16 protein-coding genes are annotated in these 17,486 nt (G+C 63.3%); all 16 read left to right on the top strand.

All coding sequences use genetic code 11. The features are described from left to right. The first annotated feature begins 4 nt into the window (after positions 1-4). The 16 genes from BMZ24_RS06685 (at position 5) to betB (ending at position 17,441) form a co-directional block, all read left to right on the top strand. Positions 5-973, top strand: a complete 969-nt coding sequence (locus tag BMZ24_RS06685) for a 3-dehydroquinate synthase II family protein (protein ID WP_092190557.1) — start codon at positions 5-7, stop codon at positions 971-973. Next, positions 970-2,088 carry a prephenate dehydratase gene (gene pheA / locus BMZ24_RS06680; RefSeq protein ID WP_092190555.1) on the top strand — a complete coding sequence of 373 codons (1,119 nt, stop codon included), beginning with the start codon at positions 970-972 and terminating at the stop codon, positions 2,086-2,088. Before BMZ24_RS06685 ends, pheA begins: the two co-directional genes overlap by 4 nt. Then, entirely contained in the window at positions 2,085-3,431 is a 1,347-nt protein-coding gene (gene aroA / locus BMZ24_RS06675) for a 3-phosphoshikimate 1-carboxyvinyltransferase (protein ID WP_092190553.1), read from the top strand. Before pheA ends, aroA begins: the two co-directional genes overlap by 4 nt. Beyond that, the gene (locus tag BMZ24_RS06670; RefSeq protein WP_092190551.1) at positions 3,421-4,200 is read left to right on the top strand and encodes a prephenate dehydrogenase/arogenate dehydrogenase family protein; all 780 of its coding nucleotides are present in this window, start codon (positions 3,421-3,423) and stop codon (positions 4,198-4,200) included. The genes aroA and BMZ24_RS06670 overlap by 11 nt, the downstream gene beginning before the upstream one ends. 108 nt (positions 4,201-4,308) lie before the next feature. Next, positions 4,309-5,721 (top strand): anthranilate synthase component I family protein, encoded by a 1,413-nt coding sequence (locus tag BMZ24_RS06665; RefSeq protein WP_092190549.1) that lies wholly within the window; start codon positions 4,309-4,311, stop codon positions 5,719-5,721. Further along, positions 5,696-6,277, top strand: a complete 582-nt coding sequence (locus tag BMZ24_RS19790) for an anthranilate synthase component II (protein ID WP_161949065.1) — start codon at positions 5,696-5,698, stop codon at positions 6,275-6,277. The genes BMZ24_RS06665 and BMZ24_RS19790 overlap by 26 nt, the downstream gene beginning before the upstream one ends. Positions 6,278-6,280: 3 nt before the next feature. Continuing rightward, positions 6,281-7,282, top strand: coding sequence for an anthranilate phosphoribosyltransferase (gene trpD, locus BMZ24_RS19785; RefSeq protein ID WP_161949064.1), 1,002 nt, complete (start codon positions 6,281-6,283; stop codon positions 7,280-7,282). Then, a complete protein-coding gene (locus BMZ24_RS06655) occupies positions 7,275-8,048 on the top strand; it encodes an indole-3-glycerol-phosphate synthase (RefSeq protein ID WP_092190547.1) in 774 nt (257 codons plus the stop codon). The genes trpD and BMZ24_RS06655 overlap by 8 nt, the downstream gene beginning before the upstream one ends. After that, entirely contained in the window at positions 8,045-8,659 is a 615-nt protein-coding gene (locus BMZ24_RS06650; RefSeq protein ID WP_092190545.1) for a phosphoribosylanthranilate isomerase, read from the top strand. The genes BMZ24_RS06655 and BMZ24_RS06650 overlap by 4 nt, the downstream gene beginning before the upstream one ends. Beyond that, complete coding sequence (gene trpB / locus BMZ24_RS06645; protein WP_092190543.1) at positions 8,656-9,894, top strand: tryptophan synthase subunit beta; 1,239 nt, start codon at positions 8,656-8,658, stop codon at positions 9,892-9,894. Before BMZ24_RS06650 ends, trpB begins: the two co-directional genes overlap by 4 nt. After that, complete coding sequence (gene trpA / locus BMZ24_RS06640) at positions 9,884-10,651, top strand: tryptophan synthase subunit alpha (protein WP_092190541.1); 768 nt, start codon at positions 9,884-9,886, stop codon at positions 10,649-10,651. The genes trpB and trpA overlap by 11 nt, the downstream gene beginning before the upstream one ends. Positions 10,652-11,370: 719 nt before the next feature. Beyond that, entirely contained in the window at positions 11,371-12,717 is a 1,347-nt protein-coding gene (locus BMZ24_RS06635; protein ID WP_092190539.1) for a glutamine synthetase family protein, read from the top strand. Positions 12,718-12,776: 59 nt separating this feature from the next. Beyond that, a complete protein-coding gene (locus tag BMZ24_RS06630) occupies positions 12,777-13,346 on the top strand; it encodes a four helix bundle suffix domain-containing protein (RefSeq protein WP_092190537.1) in 570 nt (189 codons plus the stop codon). Positions 13,347-13,512: 166 nt separating this feature from the next. Further along, positions 13,513-14,277, top strand: a complete 765-nt coding sequence (locus tag BMZ24_RS06625; RefSeq protein ID WP_092190535.1) for a FadR/GntR family transcriptional regulator — start codon at positions 13,513-13,515, stop codon at positions 14,275-14,277. A gap of 33 nt (positions 14,278-14,310) precedes the next feature. Beyond that, positions 14,311-15,969, top strand: coding sequence for a choline dehydrogenase (gene betA / locus BMZ24_RS06620; RefSeq protein ID WP_092190533.1), 1,659 nt, complete (start codon positions 14,311-14,313; stop codon positions 15,967-15,969). Beyond that, on the top strand, positions 15,966-17,441 hold the full coding sequence (gene betB, locus BMZ24_RS06615; protein ID WP_092190531.1) for a betaine-aldehyde dehydrogenase: 1,476 nt from the start codon (positions 15,966-15,968) through the stop codon (positions 17,439-17,441). Before betA ends, betB begins: the two co-directional genes overlap by 4 nt. Positions 17,442-17,486 lie beyond the last annotated feature (45 nt).

Raw genomic sequence — 17,486 nt, 5'->3', positions numbered from 1 at the left:
TGTCATGAAAAAAGTACTCTTTTCCGGCGTCCCCTTCGACAAGGGGGAAATCACCCTGGCTCTGGAATCCGGCGTGGACGCGGTCATTGTCGAACGCGAGCATGTCGCCTCCGTGCAAGCGCTGAGCAAGATCCAGGTCCTGGCCGCCGAAGACCAGCCCTATGTGCTCCTGTCCTCCAAGGCCGACGAGGAAGAGGCCGTGCGTCTCCTGGGCCAGGGCAGGGAAGTCATCCTGCGTGAAGGCTGGGAGATCATTCCCGTGGAAAACATCCTGGCCCAGTCCGACCGCCTGGCCGTTGAAGCCGCCAGCCTCGACCGCGCCAGGCTGGCCGCCGGCATCCTTGAGCGAGGGGTCGAAACCGTCGTCGTCCTGCCCGGCGCGGCCGAGGATCTCAAGACCATCGTGCGTGAACTCAAACTGAGCCAGGGAACCATGGAACTGGAAACCGCGACCATCACCGCCGTCACCTCCGCCGGGCTCGGCCACCGTGTCTGCGTGGACACCATGAGCCTTTTGAAATCCGGTCAGGGCATGCTGGTCGGCAATTCGAGCGCCTTCACCTTCCTCATCAACGCCGAAACCGAGTCCAACCCCTACGTGGCGCCCCGCCCGTTCCGAATCAATGCCGGGGCCGTGCACGCCTATGCCGCCATGCCCGGGGACAGGACCACGTATCTCGATGAACTCAAGACCGGCACCGAAGTGCTCATCGTCGGGGCCGACGGTGCCACCACCCTGGCCACGGTGGGCCGCTGCAAGGTCGAAATCCGGCCCATGCTGCTCATCGAGGCCGAGTGCAACGGGAAAATGGGAACCCTCTTCCTGCAGAACGCCGAGACCATCCGCATGGTCCGGACCGACGGCCGCCCTGTCAGCGTGGTCGACCTCAAGGCCGGAGACAAGGTGCTGTGCCGCACGGATCAGGCAGGAAGGCATTTCGGCATGCGCATCACCGAGGAGATCAAGGAATGAGCGCATCCACGCAGCGTCTGACCGAGATCCGGACCCAGATCGACGACCTGGACGAACAACTCCTGGGCCTGCTCAATCGGCGCGCCTCCCTGAGCCGCGAGGTGGGCCAGCTCAAGTCCGATTCCCTGGACATCGTCTTCAAGCCCTTTCGCGAAAAGGAGGTCCTGAACCGGCTGAACGCGTTAAGCCCCGGCATCCTGCCCGAAGATCACCTGCGCGCCATCTACCGCGAGATCCTGTCCTCCTCGCGCCGCCTGCAGCAGCCCCAGACCGTGGCCTACCTCGGCCCCGAAGGGACCTTCACGCATCTGGCGGGCCTTGAATACCTCGGCCGCTCCATGGACTTCTCGCCCTGCCCGACCCTGCACGACGTCTTTCTGACCGTGGCCTCGCGCAAGGCCGACCTTGGCGTGATCCCGCTTGAAAACTCCCTGCAGGGCAGCGTCGGCCAGAGCCTGGACCTCTTTCTGCAATACAACGTCTATATCCACGCCGAGCTTTTCAGCCGCATAAGCCACGCGCTGCTGGCCACAAACGCCGATCTGGCATCGGTGCGCACGGTCTATTCCCACCCCCAGGCCCTGGCCCAGTGCTCGGGCTGGCTGCGCACCAACGTACCCCAGGCCGTCGTCGTCCCCACCGAGAGCACCGCAGCGGCGGCAGCCCAGGCCGAGCGCGAGGGCGAGGGTTCCGCCGCCATCGGCCATCCGCGTCTGGTGGAGCGCTATGGACTCAAGGCCGTGGCCCTGGACATCCAGGACCTGCCCGACAACTGGACCCGCTTTCTGGTCATCGGCCCCACGCCGACGGTGGGCAGCAGCCGCGACAAGACGTCGCTGCTCTTCACCACTCCGGACAAGCCCGGCGCACTGGCCGCCATCCTGAACCTCCTGGCCGACCAGGGGCTCAACCTGACCAAACTGGAGTCGAGGCCGCTCAAGGGCGAAAAGTGGAAATACGTCTTCTTCATGGACGTGGAATGCGACCTGTCCCAGGAGCAGTACGAGAACACCATGAAGCATCTGACCAGCCTCTGCCACACCATGCGCGTGCTCGGCAGCTATCCTACGGGCCCGCACCTCTACGGCGCAGGCATAACCCAGGAGTCCTCATGAACCCGCTCATCCGCATCACCGCGCCTTCATCCAAGTCCCTGTCGCACCGGGCACTCATCTGCGCGGCCCTGGCCACAGGGGACTCCCTGCTTGAAGGGGTGCTCGACAGCCAGGACCTGACCCGCACCGCCGAGTGTCTGCGCCTGCTCGGCGCGACGATCGAACCCCGGGAAGACAAGCTCTTCGTGCACGGCATCGGCGCGGCGTCGCGGCCAGACGCATCCGAGCCGGTCTCCATGAACGTCGGAGAGTCCGGCACCACCTGCCGGCTCATGGCCGCCGTGGTCACGGCCATCCCCGGCATTTACCGCATTTTCGGCGAGGGGCGCATGCACGACCGACCCGTCTCACACCTGACCGACGCCCTGACCCGCCAGGGAGTGCGCGTCACCTTCGAGGAAAAGGACGGCTACCCGCCCCTGGTCATGTCCAGCCCCGGCCTGTCCGGCGGCGAGGTGACCATCAATCTGGAACAGAGCAGCCAGTACCTCTCGGGCCTGCTCCTGGCCGCACCCCTGGCGACCGGGACGACGACCATCCGGCTGATCGGCAAGTCCGTGGCCTCCTGGCCCTATGTCGCCCTGACCCTCGACACCATGGCCCGCTTCGGCGTGCCCGTGATCCTGGAGCGCCGGATCCTCGACGACTGGCAGCCGTGCGCCCACGCCGAGGCCGCAAACCTGCCCCCCACGGACATCCGTCTCATCGTCCATCCGGCGCCCTACCGCGCCGGAACCATGCGCGTGGAAGGCGACTGGTCCAATGCATCCTACTTTCTGGCGGCCGGAGCCGTCGGCGTCGCTCCGGTGCGCATCTCCGGGCTGAACCCATCCTCGGCCCAGGGCGACCGCTTCATGCTTGAGATCCTGACCCGCATGGGAGCGCGCATCGAATGGACCGATGACGTGGTCACGGTTTTTCCATCCGCGCTGCACGGCGTGCACGTCGACATGAACGCCTGCCCCGATATCGTGCCCACGGTTGCGGCCATGGCCGCCTTCGCCACCGGGGAAACGGTCATCTCCGGTGCCGCGCATCTGACCCTGAAGGAATGCGACCGCATCCAGGGCCCGGTCACGGAGCTGTCCAAGGCAGGCGTGAACATTGAGGCCCGGCCCGACGGCATGGTCATTCGCGGCAACGGCGGACTCCTGCCCCGCGACGTGGACATGCTCACCCACGGCGACCACCGCATGGCCATGAGCTTTGCCATTCTCGAACTGGGCGGCATCGGCGTTCACCTCGACAACCCGTCCTGCGTGGCCAAATCCTTTCCCGGATTCTGGGACGTCTGGGGCAAGGTTCGCCTCGGCAACGGTCTTGGAGAAGCTCATGAGGCTTAGCCCGGCATCGCCCATCGTGATCATCGGTGCCAAGGGGCAGATGGGCGCGCGGTTTGCGCAGCGCTTTCGCGAGGCGAGAAATCCCGTCACGGAATTCGACCACCCGCTGGACCTTGCCGCCCTGCCCGAGGCCGTACGCACCGCCGCGCTGGTCCTCTTGTGCGTGCCCATCACGGCGGTCAAGGATGTCACCCAGGCGATAGCGCCGTATCTTACGCAGGATTGCATCCTGGCCGACATCTGCTCGGTCAAGGTCCAGCCCCTGCGCGAAATGCTGGCGCTGACCACGACGCCCGTGGTCGGCACCCATCCACTTTTCGGGCCCGGAACACTTGACGCGGAGCTGCGTATTGCCGTAACCGTGGGGCGTGACCAAGAGGCAAGCGATAATCTATCAGACTGCCTCCGCTCGCTGGGATTCTCCCCGTTCAACACCACGGCCGATGAGCATGACCAAGCCATGGCCTACATCCAAGGACTCAACTTCGTGACCACCGTCGCTTATCTCTGTGCTTCCCCTCTGGAAAACGGAATCGAGCGTTTCTTCACGCCCTCGTTCGGGCGACGCATGGAGGCGGCCACGAAAATGATCACCCAGGACGCTCCCCTCTTCTCCACCATGTTCGAAGCAAATCCGCACAGCCTTGAGGCCGTGCGCATATTCCGTTCATACCTGAACGTCGCTGCCGGCGGCGATCTGGAACTCTTGAGCCAGAAGGCTCTTTGGTGGTGGCGCAAGCAGCATGACGCAGGGGGACCCGCTTCCTGACGGCATCGTAGTGCCGTTAGTTCAGGCATAAAAGGCATAAAAAGCCGGATCCTCCAGGGGATCCGGCTTTTTTTTATCCGAAATTCAACAATCGATTATGGAGGCACCATGATCATCCTACCCCAACAGGGGACCTGGCTCCCGGCGGACACACAGACGCCCATCTCCCTGTATCTGACGCTGGTGCGCGAAAAGCAGGGATTTCTCCTTGAGAGCACCGAAGTGGACGGACGGCTTGGCCGTTACAGCCTCATCGGCTGGGATTTTCGGCTGATCCTGTCCTGCGTCTCCGGCAAGCTCGACGTCCAGAGCTACGACCCGCGCCTGCACGGCCTGAAGGAATTCAGCGGCCAGGATTACGTTTCCGGGCTGCGCGCCTGCCTGGCCGAACTGACCGTCACCGGCCCCGAAAATCTGGGCCCGCTTCCGGCGGTGACCAGAAGCGTGTGCGGCTACATGGCCTACAACATGGGCGGCATCTTCGAGCCGGCGCTGGCCGACAAGCTGCCCCCCGAAGAAGCGCGCTCCATCATGGTCCTGCCGGGCAAGGTCATCCTCTTCGACCATCTGCACCACCGCTGCTGCTATCTGACGCTGGACTCCTCCACCAACCTGAACGGCTGCCAGCGTCCGAGCACGCCTGCCCCACCGGTCGTCGGGGCCATCACCACCACGCCGAACCAGGACGAATTCCTGCGCCGCGTGGGCCGGGCCAAGGAACTGATCACCCAGGGCGAGGCCATCCAGATCGTGCTCTCAACCCGCTTCAGCGCGCCGTTTTCCGGCTCCGCCTTCGAGCTTTACAGACGGCTGCGGCAGATCAACCCATCCCCGTACACCTTCTTCATGTCCTTCGGGGACCTGACCATCATGGGCTCGTCTCCGGAGCTGCTCATCCGCTGCGAGGACGGTCTCCTGCAATTGCGACCCATCGCCGGGACCCGCGTACGCGGCGCCACCGAGGCCGAGGATCAGGCCCTGGCCGAGGAGCTGCTGGGCGACGAGAAGGAGCGGGCCGAACACGTCATGCTCGTGGACCTGGGGCGCAACGACCTCGGCCGCATCGCCGCCCCCGGCACGGTGCACGTCGACAAGTACATGCAGGTCGAACGATTCTCCCATGTCATGCACCTGACCTCCTACCTCTCGGCGCACTTGGCCGAGGGCCTTGACGCCATCGACGTCTTGAAGGCCGGATTCCCGGCCGGGACGGTCTCCGGAGCGCCCAAGATCCGGGCCATGCAGATCATCGCGGACGAAGAGAAGCTCGATCGCGGCCCCTATGCAGGCGGTATCGGCTGGATCGGCCTGGACCAGGGGCAGGTCAATCTGGATACAGGCATCACCATCCGCTCCCTGTGGGTGGAAAACGGCCAAATCAACTGGCAGGCGGGGGCGGGGCTGGTCTTTGATTCGGACCCCGAAAAGGAATGGCAGGAGTGCCACAACAAGGCCAGGGCGATTTTGAAGGCCATCACCAGCACCGGAGGCGGAGATGATTTTACTGATAGACAACTTTGACTCGTTTACTTTCAACCTGGTTCAGGTTTTCCAATCTTTGGGCGCAAACCCCTTGGTGCTTCGTAACAACGAGCCGGAAATCCTGACCCTGGCCACGGACCCGCGCCTGCAAGGAGCGATCATCTCCCCCGGCCCGAGCCATCCGCGCAACACGGGGCTGTGCCTTAAGTTTCTCGATCTGGTGCCACGCAGCGTCCCGGTCCTTGGCGTGTGTCTCGGACATCAGACCCTGTCGCATCACAGCGGCGTGAACGTGGGCGCGGCCCAGCGGATCATGCACGGCAAGACTTCAAACATCCGACACGACGAGACCGGGCTTTTCGAAGGGGTGCAAAACCCGATGCAGATCGGCCGCTACCATTCCCTGGCCGTGCATGGGGAGGGGGACCTGCCCTTCACCGTCACCGCCCGCACCGAAGACAATGAGATCATGGCCCTGGCCTTCAAGGACCGCCCCTGGGTCGGCGTGCAGTTCCACCCCGAATCCGTGCTCACGCCGGAAGGGCCGAAACTGCTGAACAACTTCCTGAAAATGTGCAACATCCAAGCGGAGTAAGCCATGAACACCATCAGCCATATTCTTGAATATCTGACCACGGGCGCCGATCTTTCCGGCATTCAGGCCAAGGAGGCTTTCGATCTCCTGCTGACCGGCGCGGTTTCCCCGGTGCAGGCCGGGGCCTTTCTGATGGGCCTGCGGGCCAAGGGCGAAACCGCCGCCGAACTCTCGGCCGCCGTGGATGCGGCCCTGGGACAGGCCCGGCTCATCCCCGGACTCTCGGGCAAGCGCATCGACACCTGCGGCACGGGCGGAGACGGGCAGCAGAGCTTCAACTGCTCCACGGCCGTGTCCTTTTTCCTGGCCGACATGGGCTATCAGGTCGTCAAGCACGGCAACCGCGCCGTGTCGAGCAAATGCGGCAGCGCCGACGTGGTCGAAGATCTGGGCTACCCCCTGGTCACGGACCCCGAAGCGGTCAGGGACGAGCTTGCGCGACGCAATTTCGTCTTCCTCTTCGCCCCGCATTTCCATCCGGCCTTCAAACACGTGGGACCGGTACGGCAGCAACTGGGAGTACGCACCATCTTCAACCTCATGGGCCCGCTTTTGAACCCGGCCCTGCCCACCCACCAGATTCTCGGCGTGCCGGACTTCCGATTCGCGCCCATGATCGCCCAGGTGCTGGCGGCCAGAAAAGGTCTCGAACGCGCGGCCATCGTGCACGGCGCGGGCGGATTCGACGAACTGACGCCCTGCGGACCCGGTCAGGTCATTTTCGTGGAACACGGCAAGATCCGCGAGACGGTCATTGACCCTGCGGATTTCGGACTCTCCACCTGCGTCCCGAGGGACCTGGCCTGCGACAGCAAGGAAGATGCACTAAAGCTCCAGCGCCAGGTTCTGGCCGGACAGGGACCAAAATCCCTCCAGGACATGGTCACCCTCAATCTGGGCGTGGCCCTTTTCCTGCTGGAAGACGACCTGCCCCTGGAACTGGCCATGGAAATGGCCCAAGCCAAAGTGGAGCAAGGGCTCCTCGGCGGAGCGCTCCATGCTTGAGAAATTCCGCCGGGCCAAGCAAGCTGAAGTCGACGAACTCATCCGCCTCCGTGACGCGGGGCACAGGCACATCCCGCATGAGGGCGTCCGCCCCGAATTCGGCGCGGCACTGACCCGGCCCGGGACCTCGGGGATCATCGCCGAGTACAAGCGCGCCTCCCCGTCCAAGGGCGACATCAATCTTGATGTCCTGCCCCTGCAAGCCTGCCGGGGATACGCAGAGGCCGGAGCCTGCGCCCTCTCGATCCTGACGGAATCGAACTATTTCAAGGGGAGCCTCGGCTTTCTGTCGGAGGTAGCACCGCTGGGCCTGCCTCTGCTGCGCAAGGATTTCATCATCCATCCCCTGCAGGTGGAGGCAACCGTGGCCACTTCGGCCTCGGCCATCCTGCTCATCGTGCGCATGTTCGAGGACCTTGACGAGCTGGCTCAACTTCACGACCTGTGCCTGACAAGCGGTCTTGAACCGGTGGTCGAGGTCTTCGATGAACGTGACCTGGACAGGGCCAAGGAAATCGGGAGCACCATCATCCAGGTCAACAACCGCGACCTGGACACGCTGACCACGGACATCGGACGCTGTCTGGACATGGTCCGACGCAAGGAGGATGGAGAGATCTGGATCGGCGCCAGCGGCATAAGCACCCCTGAACAGGTAAGCAGGCTCAAGGCTGCCGGCCTGGACGCGTTGCTCATCGGCACGGCGCTCATGCAACACGAAAGTCCCGGTCTGGGCCTGGCCCGGCTGAGCGGAGGCCGATCATGATCATCAAGGTCTGCGGCATGACCAGAGCGGAGGATGTCGAATTCTGCGACGCGCTCGGCATCGACCTGCTGGGCTTCATCTTTCACCCCGAGAGCCCCAGAAACGTCGTACAGGACTGGGTCGCCGCCCAAAAGCCCGGACGCGCCCTCAAGACCGGAGTCTTCGTGCGTCAGGGCGTGGAGGAAATCCGGGCCATCGCCGCCAAGGCGGGCCTCGATCTGCTCCAGCTTCACGGCGGGCACACCGTGGAACAATGCCTCGCCCTGGGTCCAGAGCGAGTCATCAAGACCATGTGGCCCGAGCGCTACCCAACGGTGGAGCGGCTGGCCGCGGACATGCTGCTCTTTGCTCCGGCCTGCCGGGCCATTCTGCTGGACAGCGGCAAAAGCGGCGGCGGACACGGCAAGAGTCTCGCCCCCAAGGATCTGCAACGCCTGCAATGCCCGCATCCCTGGTACCTGGCCGGGGGCCTTGGCCCACACAACCTGACGGTCATGAAAACCACCGGCGCGGCCGGGTTCGACCTGAACTCCGGAGTGGAAAGCGCCCCCGGAATCAAGGATCACGAAAAGATACGCCACGCCTTACAACTGCTGCGAGGAAAACCATGAGTACGATATCAGACATGCTCCCGCGCCATTTCGGCCCTTATGGAGGGCGCTATGTGCCGGAAATGCTTGTCCCGGCCCTTGAGGAACTGGAACAGGGCTACCTGAAATACAAGGACGACCCCGAATTCACGGCCGAACTGGCCGACCTGTACCAGAACTACTGCGGCCGTCCCACGCCCCTCTATTTCGCGGAAAATCTGACCCGCGAGCTTGGCGGCTGCAAGATATACCTGAAACTCGAAGGGCTGGCGCACACCGGCGCGCACAAGATCAACAACGCCCTGGGCCAGGCCCTGCTGGCCAAACGCCTGGGCAAGACCAAGGTCATCGCCGAGACGGGCGCGGGCCAGCACGGGCTGGCCTCGGCCACCGTTGCGGCGCGCTTCGGCCTTGAGTGCAAGGTCTTCATGGGCGAGGTGGACGTGCGTCGTCAGTACCCCAACGTCTACGCCATGAAGCTTCTGGGGGCCGAGGTCGTCCCGGTCACCGATGGCACGCGGACGCTGAAGGACGCGGTCAACGCCACGCTCAAATACTGGATTCAGAATTTGAAGGATACGCACTACATCCTGGGCTCGGCCCTGGGGCCCTTCCCCTACCCGGTCATGGTGCGCGACTTCCAGTCCGTCATCGGCCGCGAAGCGCGCGCCCAGATCATGGAACGCGAAGGCAGGCTGCCGAGCCATCTCGTGGCCTGCGTGGGCGGCGGCTCCAATTCCATCGGCCTCTTCCACCCCTTCCTGGGGGAAAAGGGCATCCGCTTCCACGGGGCGGAGGCGGGCGGGCGCGGTCCCGAAATCGGCGACAACGCGGCCCGCTTCGGCGGCAGCCCCAAGGTCGGCATCGTGCAGGGCTACAAGAGCTATTTCCTGCAGGACGAGAGCGGACAGCTGCAGGACACCCATTCGGTCTCGGCAGGCCTCGATTATGCGGGAGTCGGGCCAGAGCTGGCCTGGCTGTTCGATCAGAACGTCGTTGAGTTCTCGCCCATCACCGACGTGAAAGCCCTGGACGCCTTCAAGCGGCTGACCCGCCTTGAAGGCATCATCCCGGCCCTTGAATCCTCCCACGCCGTGGCCCGGGCCATCGAACTGGCCCCGACGCTGCCCAGGGACGAGATCATGATCGTCAACATCTCAGGCCGGGGCGACAAGGACATCTTCATCACGGCCATGGAGCTGGACCGCGAAAACTGGATTGCCTTTCTGGAAAACGAGGTACGTCATGGAAAATAGAATCGACCTGGCCCTCAAAGAGGCGAAGGGCATCCAGCTCATGACCCACGTGGTGGCCGGATACCCGAGCCTTAATGTCAACGCCGACCTGATCCGCCTCATGGCCCGCAGAGGGGTGCGGCTGGTCGAAATCCAGATCCCCTTCACCGACCCCCTGGCCGACGGGCCGACCATCATGCGCGCCAACCAGGCCGCCCTGGACGCAGGGATCACCCCCGCGCACTGCTTTGAACTGTGCGCGGCCTTATCCAGGGAACTCGACGTGGCCTTCATGCTCATGACCTACGCCAACATTCCCTACGCGCTGGGCATGGAGGCCTTTCTCGACAAGGCAGCGGCCAGCGGCGCCAGCGGAACCATCCTGCCCGACCTGCCCTGGGACGAGGCGGACGGGGATTATGCGCAAGCCGCGCGACAAAGAGGTCTGCACCCGATCATGGTCATCTCCCCCGACACCCCGGCTCCACGCCTGGCGGGCATTCTCGAACGCGCCTCGGGCCTTCTTTACACGACGCTCAAGGTCGGCATCACCGGCGCGGGGACAAGCATGGATCAGGCCGGGGTCGACTACGTCAAGGCGCTGAAAGCCAAGGCCGGTCTGCCCATCGCCGCCGGATTCGGCATCTCGCGGCCCGAGCACGTACGCATGCTGGACGGCCTGGCCGACGTGGCCGTAATCGGCAGCCACATCATCAATCTGATGGACGCTGATGGTCTTGGGGCCGTGGATGATTTTTTGGCGGCGTGCCAGGGATGAAAAACCGGGAATGCACATGGCGCCGATAATCACACCGTACGGGCGGAACGAAGAGGGCAGGCACGCAGGCCTGCCCCTACGCCGACCGAACGCCACGGTTTACCCATTTCCAACAATCCACACACCGTAGGGGCGGCCCTGCGTGGCCGCCCTTCTTCTGCCCTACGTGGCCGCCCCTGCACCCCAGGCCCTGAAATCGGATAGGGGCGGAACGAAGAGGGCAGGCACGCAGGCCTGCCCCTACGCCAATCGAACGTCATGATTTACCCATTTCCGAAAATCCACACACCGTAGGGGCGGCCCTACGTGGCCGCCCTGGCACCCCAGGTCCTGAAATCGGACAGGGGCGGAACGAAGAGGGCAGGCACGCAGGCCTGCCCCACGCCAATCGAACGTCATGATTTACCCATTTCCGAAAATCCACACACCGTAGGGGCGGCCCTACGTGGCCGCCCTTCTTCGCCCTGCGTGACCACCCTGGCACCCCAGGTCCTGAAATCGGACAGGGGCGGAACGAAGAGGGCAGGCACGTAGGCCTGCCCCTACAACGTGTCGTCTTGGCAAACACACCGCACCCACACAACATATCGCATTGCAAAACACCTCGCGCCACCACGCAACGATTTTCCAATTTTGCAAATCACCGCCAAAAACAAGACAAGCGCCCCTCTCTTTGCTAGGTTCCGCGCAGTCAAACACCATGTCGCGGAGGAACACCCATGCCCGAATTTCCCATCTTCAACTGCAAGAATTCCGACGATGTCGTCAAAGCCGTGCGTGAACACAGGATCGAATTGGTCCAGTTCTGGTTCGTGGATGTGCTTGGAACCTTGAAAAGCTTCCAGGTCCTGCCCGGCGAACTGGAGGCGGCCTTCGAGGAGGGCATGGGTTTCGACGGCTCTTCCCTGGAAGGATTTTGCAGAATTGAAGAAAGCGACATGATCGCCATCCCGGACCCGGCGACCTTTCAGCTGGTCACCTGGCGGCAGACAGCCGCACCCATCGCGCGCATGTTCTGCGACATCCTGGAACCAAACGGCACCCCCTTTGCCGGAGACAGCCGTCATTGCCTGAAACGGAACCTGCAGGCCGCGGCGAGCAAGGGCTATTCCTTCTATGTCGGCCCGGAGCTGGAATTCTTTCTGTTCGAGAGCTCGACGTCTCCCAAGCCTCTCGACGCGGGCGGCTATTTCGACGCCCCGCCCTTGGACCTGGCCGGGGACATCCGCCGCGAGATCATATCCTGCCTGCGTTCCATGGGCATTCCCGTTGAATACGGGCATCACGAGGTCGCGCCCAGCCAGCACGAACTGGCACTGCGCTACGCCGACGCCCTCAAGATGGCGGACACGGCCATCACCTACCGCGTGGTGGTCAAGGAAATCGCGCGCCAGAACGGTTGCTACGCCTCCTTCATGCCAAAGCCTCTATACGGCGAAAACGGCAGCGGCATGCACGTACATCAGTCCCTGTTCAAGAACGGACGCAATCTTTTCTACGATGCCGACGGAGATCATCACCTGAGCCGTGAGGCCAAGGCCTATATCGCGGGACTGCTCACGCACTGCAGGGAGTTCACGGCCATCACCAACCAGTGGGTCAACTCCTACAAGCGCCTCGTGCCCGGCTTCGAGGCCCCGACCAATATCGCATGGGCCCGGCGCAACCGCTCCACCCTGGTCCGCGTGCCCATGTACAAGCCCGGCAAGGAAGCCGCCACCCGTGTGGAGCTGCGATCTCCGGACCCGGCCTGCAACCCGTACCTGACCTTTGCCTGCATGCTCGCCGCCGGTCTCAAGGGCATCGAGGAAAACTACACGCTGCCGGCGCCCGTGGAAGAGGACATTTACGTCATGACGGCGGGCCAGCGCAGGGACCGCGGCATCGGCAGCCTCCCCGGCAGCCTGGAGACGGCCCTCGAGGCCCTGGAAGGCAGCACCCTGATCCGCGAAGCCCTGGGCGAGCACATCTTCACCAAGTTCGTGGAAAACAAACACATCGAATGGGACCAGTACCGCTCGCAGGTGACGAATTACGAGTTGGAAAAGTACTTACCTCGTTTGTAAAAAAATAGGTCCCATAGGTCATATACGACCTATAGGACCCATAGTAAGAATGCTGCGCCATGACGCAGCACTTTATTTCCAAACACGGCGCCTACGAAGAGCTTCTTTCCTACCGCAAGGCTGTCATTGTCTATGACGGCACGGTGTGCTTCTGTGAGCGGTTCATGCACAGGCGGGACCGCACCGTGGACCAGATGGTCCAAGCGGCGCGGTCGGGCAAGCAGAACATCATCGAAGGCTGCATGGCCTCGGCGACTTCGAAGAAAAGCGAGATCAAGCTGATCAATGTTGCCCGCGCCAGCCTGGAAGAACTGCTCGAAGACTACCGCGACTACTTGCGCGTACGCGGACAAACGCTCTGGCATAAGTCCAGCGAACAGGCCCTGTACGTCCGCAAACTCGGCAGCCAAAAAAATACGTCCTATGAGACCTATAGGTCCTATATTCAAACCCGCCCGCCCGAAACCGTCGCCAACATCCTCGTCTGCCTCATCCACCAGACCAACTACCTGCTCGACCGCCAAATCAGGCAGCTCGAAAAAGCCTTCGTCGAAGACGGGGGCCAGTCCGAACGCATGACCCGCGCCCGTCTCAAAAACCGCATTGGCCAATCCGAAAACGGCTTTTAACCCGTCCTGCGGACCAAATGGTCCGACCTTTTCCCTCTTTTTCCACCAACCGGGTTGACACCTGAGTCTTACTTGGGCAGAAAGGTCCTACCATTTGCGAGTAAAAAGCTCTTCAATGCCATTTTTTACCCGTTTTTGCGCAAAATATCACCAAAAGGTACTACCAATGACCACCTCTGAACCCCTCTTCTTTCCGGCCAAGGCCGGACGCGCCAGCGAAGACGTCGCTTTGCAGATCGAAGCTGCCATCCTGGCCGGGCGACTGGCGCCCGAAGAGCGCCTGCCCAGCGAACGCGAGATGCAGCAACAGTTCGGCACCGGACGCGGCGCAATCCGCGAGGCCCTGCGGGCGCTCAAGCAAAAAGGGCTCCTAGACATCCGCAAGGGAGTCAAGGGCGGAGCCTATGTGTGCAAGGTCGGCATGGTCAGCATCGGGGAGTCCTTGGCCCTCTTTCTCAAGCAGCACGATGTCGCGCCTTCGGCCCTCATCGAATTTCGCGAGAGCGTGGATCAGACCCTGGTCCTGCTGGCCATTGCCCGGGGCTCGGCCGAAGCCAAGCGGACCCTGGTGTCCATGGCCGAAGAGTTCGAGGCCTGCCTGCGGCAGGACGAGCACGACGCCGACAGGATCGGGCATCTGGACCGGGACCTGAACCTGACTCTGGCCGGCATGGCCGCCAACCCGATTTTCGAGTGGATCATGCAGGCGCTGCAACGCGGCTTCAGCTCCCATGACTACACCCTTTACGACACGCCAATGTACCGCGAGCGCACCGCCGCCAACTGGGCCGAGACCGCCCGCGCCATTGCTGAAAACGACCCCCTGCGCGCCAGAAGCCTCATCGGCTACCATTACGCGATGCTCAGGTCCTGCCTGAACGAGCGCGCAGCGGCGTCTTCCTCCCCCCGTGTTTCGCCCGACGATTCCTAAAGCGGGGCAACCCTCATCTTATAAGGATATTACATGAAGTTCTATGATTACATCATTGTCGGTGGCGGTTCCGCCGGCAGCGTCCTGGCCAACCGTTTGAGCGCCAATCCCAAAACCAGCGTCCTGGTCCTCGAAGCGGGCCTGCCCGACTTTCGCCTTGATTTCCGCATCCACATGCCCGCTGCCCTGACCTATCCCCTGGCCGGAAAGACCTACAACTGGTGGTACGAATCCGAGCCGGAACCGCACATGCACAACCGGCGCATCTATCAGCCGCGCGGCAAGGTGCTCGGCGGGTCGAGCTGCATCAACGGCATGATCCACATTCGCGGCAACGCCATGGACTTCGAAAAATGGGCGCGCGAAAAGGGCCTTGAGAACTGGGATTACGCCCGCTGCCTGCCCTACTTCAAGCGCTTCGAATACCGGCTCAAGGGCACGGACGAATATCAGGGCGGCGCGGGCCCCCTGTATCTGACCAGCCCGGATTGCGACAACCCGCTCTTCGACGCCTTTTTCCAGGCCGTGCAGGAGGCCGGGTACCCCCTGACCGACGTCAACGGCTACCAGCAGGAAGGCTTCGGCAAGTTCGACCGCACCACGTACCGCGGCCGGCGCTGGAACGCCGCCCGGGCCTACGTCCATCCCGTCAAGAACAGGCGCAACCTGACCGTCAAGTGCAAGGCCACGGCCCATCGCATCCTCTTTGAAGGCACCCGCGCCGTGGGCGTCGAATACGAGCGCCTGGGCCGCATGCACCGCGTCAACGGCGGTGAGATCATCAGCTGCGGCGGGGCCATCAATTCCCCGCAGCTCCTGCAGCTCTCCGGCATAGGCAACGGGGCTCAGCTGCGCGAACTGGGCATCCCCGTGGTCCACGACCTGCCCGGCGTTGGCGAGAACCTGCAGGACCACCTGGAGCTCTATGTGCAGTACGCCTGCACCAAGCCCGTCAGCATGTTCCCGGCCCTCCAGTGGTGGAACCAGCCCTGGATCGGCCTGAAATGGCTCTTCGGCCAGACCGGCGAGGCGGCCACCAACCATTTCGAGGCCGGCGGCTTCATTCGCGGCAATGATCAGGTCGAATACCCGAACATCCAGTATCACTTCCTGCCCATCGCCATCCGCTACGACGGGTCCTCCCCCAACGAAGGGCATGGCTATCAGGTTCACGTCGGCCCCATGAACACCGACGTACGCGGCCATGTGAAGATCAAGAGCTCCGATCCAAAGGAATACCCGTCCATCCTGTTCAACTACCTGTCCACGGAGCAGGAACGCAAAGACTGGGTCGATGCCATCCGCCTGACCCGCAAGATCATGACCCAGCCCGCCTTCGACAGCTTGCGCGGACGGGAACTGGCTCCGGGCGAGGACGTACAGACCGACGAGGAGATCCTCGATTTCGTGGCCCGCGAAGGCGAGAGCGCCTATCATCCGAGCTGCACCTGCAAGATGGGCTACGATGACATGGCCGTGGTCGACAACGAGCTGCGCGTACATGGCGTGCAGGGACTGCGCGTGGTCGACGCCTCAATCATGCCCTACGTGACCAACGGCAACATTTACGCCCCGGTGATGATGATCGCCGAGAAGGCGGCGGACATGATCCTCGGCAACACGCCGCTGGCGCCCGACACCGCCCCCTTCTACCGCCACGGAGGCAAGGCCTCGGCCAAGGAGAAGAAATGACCGAAAAAATGATGCACATAGACGGCCTCTGGACCCGCGCCCAATCGACGGCCACACGGGACATCATCAACCCTTTCGACCAGGGCGTCATCGCGACCGTCTCGGAAGGGGGGCGCGCGGATGCCCGTGACGCCATCGATGCGGCGCGGCGCGCCTTCGACCGTGGCCCGTGGTCCAGGACCACCGGACCGGAGCGCGGGCGCAAGCTGCTGCTCCTGGCGGACCTGATCGAACGCGACACCGAGGAACTGGCCAGGCTTGAGACCCTGAACACGGGCAAAACCCTGGAGGAGAGCCGCTGGGACATGGCCGACATCGCGGGCATCTTCCGCTACTACGCTGGGCTTGCGGACAAGGACGGGGGCGAGGTCATCGCGTCCCCGGTCCCGGATTCAACGAGCATCGTGGTTCGCGAGCCCGTGGGGGTCTGCGGCCAGATCTCGCCCTGGAACTATCCCCTGCTGCAGGCCGCCTGGAAGCTTGCTCCGGCGCTGGCCGCCGGGTGCACCGTGGTCATGAAGCCAAGTGAAATCACGCCCCTGACCAGCATAAAAGTCACCGAACTGTGCGCGGAGGCCGGATTTCCGGAGGGCGTGGTCAATCTGGTTCTCGGGCCCGGCGCCACGGTGGGCGCGGAACTGGCCGAGAACCCCGATGTGGACCTCATCTCCTTCACCGGCGGCATCGAGACCGGCAAGACCATCATGCGCGCGGCGGCGGCAAACGTGAAAAAGGTCGCCCTTGAGCTTGGCGGCAAGAATCCGAACATCATCTTCGACGACGCCGACTTCGACACGGCCCTGGACTACATTCTGAACGGCGTGTTCTTCCACGCCGGGCAGATCTGTTCCGCCGGAGCCCGGGTCCTGTTGCAGGACGGCATCCACGACCGCATGGTTGAGGCCCTTGCAGGCCGCATGGCCAAGATCCGCTTGGGAGACGGCATGACGGACGGCACCCAGATGGGGCCGCTCATCTCGGCCGCGCACCGCGACAAGGTGGAAAGCTATATCGGCATCGCCCGCGAGGAAGGAGCCCGGCTGAGGCTTGGCGGAAATCGTCCGGCTGATCCGGCCCTGGCCAATGGCTTTTTCGTGGAACCGACCCTGTTCACGGAGTGCACGAACGACATGCGCATCGTACAGGAGGAGGTCTTCGGACCGGTCATCACCGTGGAGCGCTTCAGCACCGAAGACGAGGCCCTTGCCCGGGCCAACAGCACCATCTACGGCCTGTCCGCCGGATTCTGGACCCGCGACCCCGACCGCATGCGGCGCATGTCGGCGGGCCTGCGCTTCGGCACGGTCTGGGTCAACGACTTCAACGTCTATTTCACCCAGGCGCCCTGGGGCGGATACAAGCAGTCCGGCCTGGGCCGGGAGCTCGGCCGCATGGGCCTTGAGGAATACACGGAAGTCAAACACATTTTCCAGAACCACAACGCACGCCCGATCCGCTGGTTCGGCGTGTAGCACGCAGGGCCGGGATGTCCCGGCCCCGCATCAGCGACCCTTTCA

Source organism: Desulfomicrobium norvegicum (genome assembly GCF_900114595.1).
In the GTDB taxonomy this organism is placed as follows: domain Bacteria; phylum Desulfobacterota; class Desulfovibrionia; order Desulfovibrionales; family Desulfomicrobiaceae; genus Desulfomicrobium; species Desulfomicrobium macestii.
The sequence above is the reverse complement of the archived record's forward strand: the minus strand, read 5'-3'. Positions and strand labels throughout refer to the sequence as shown.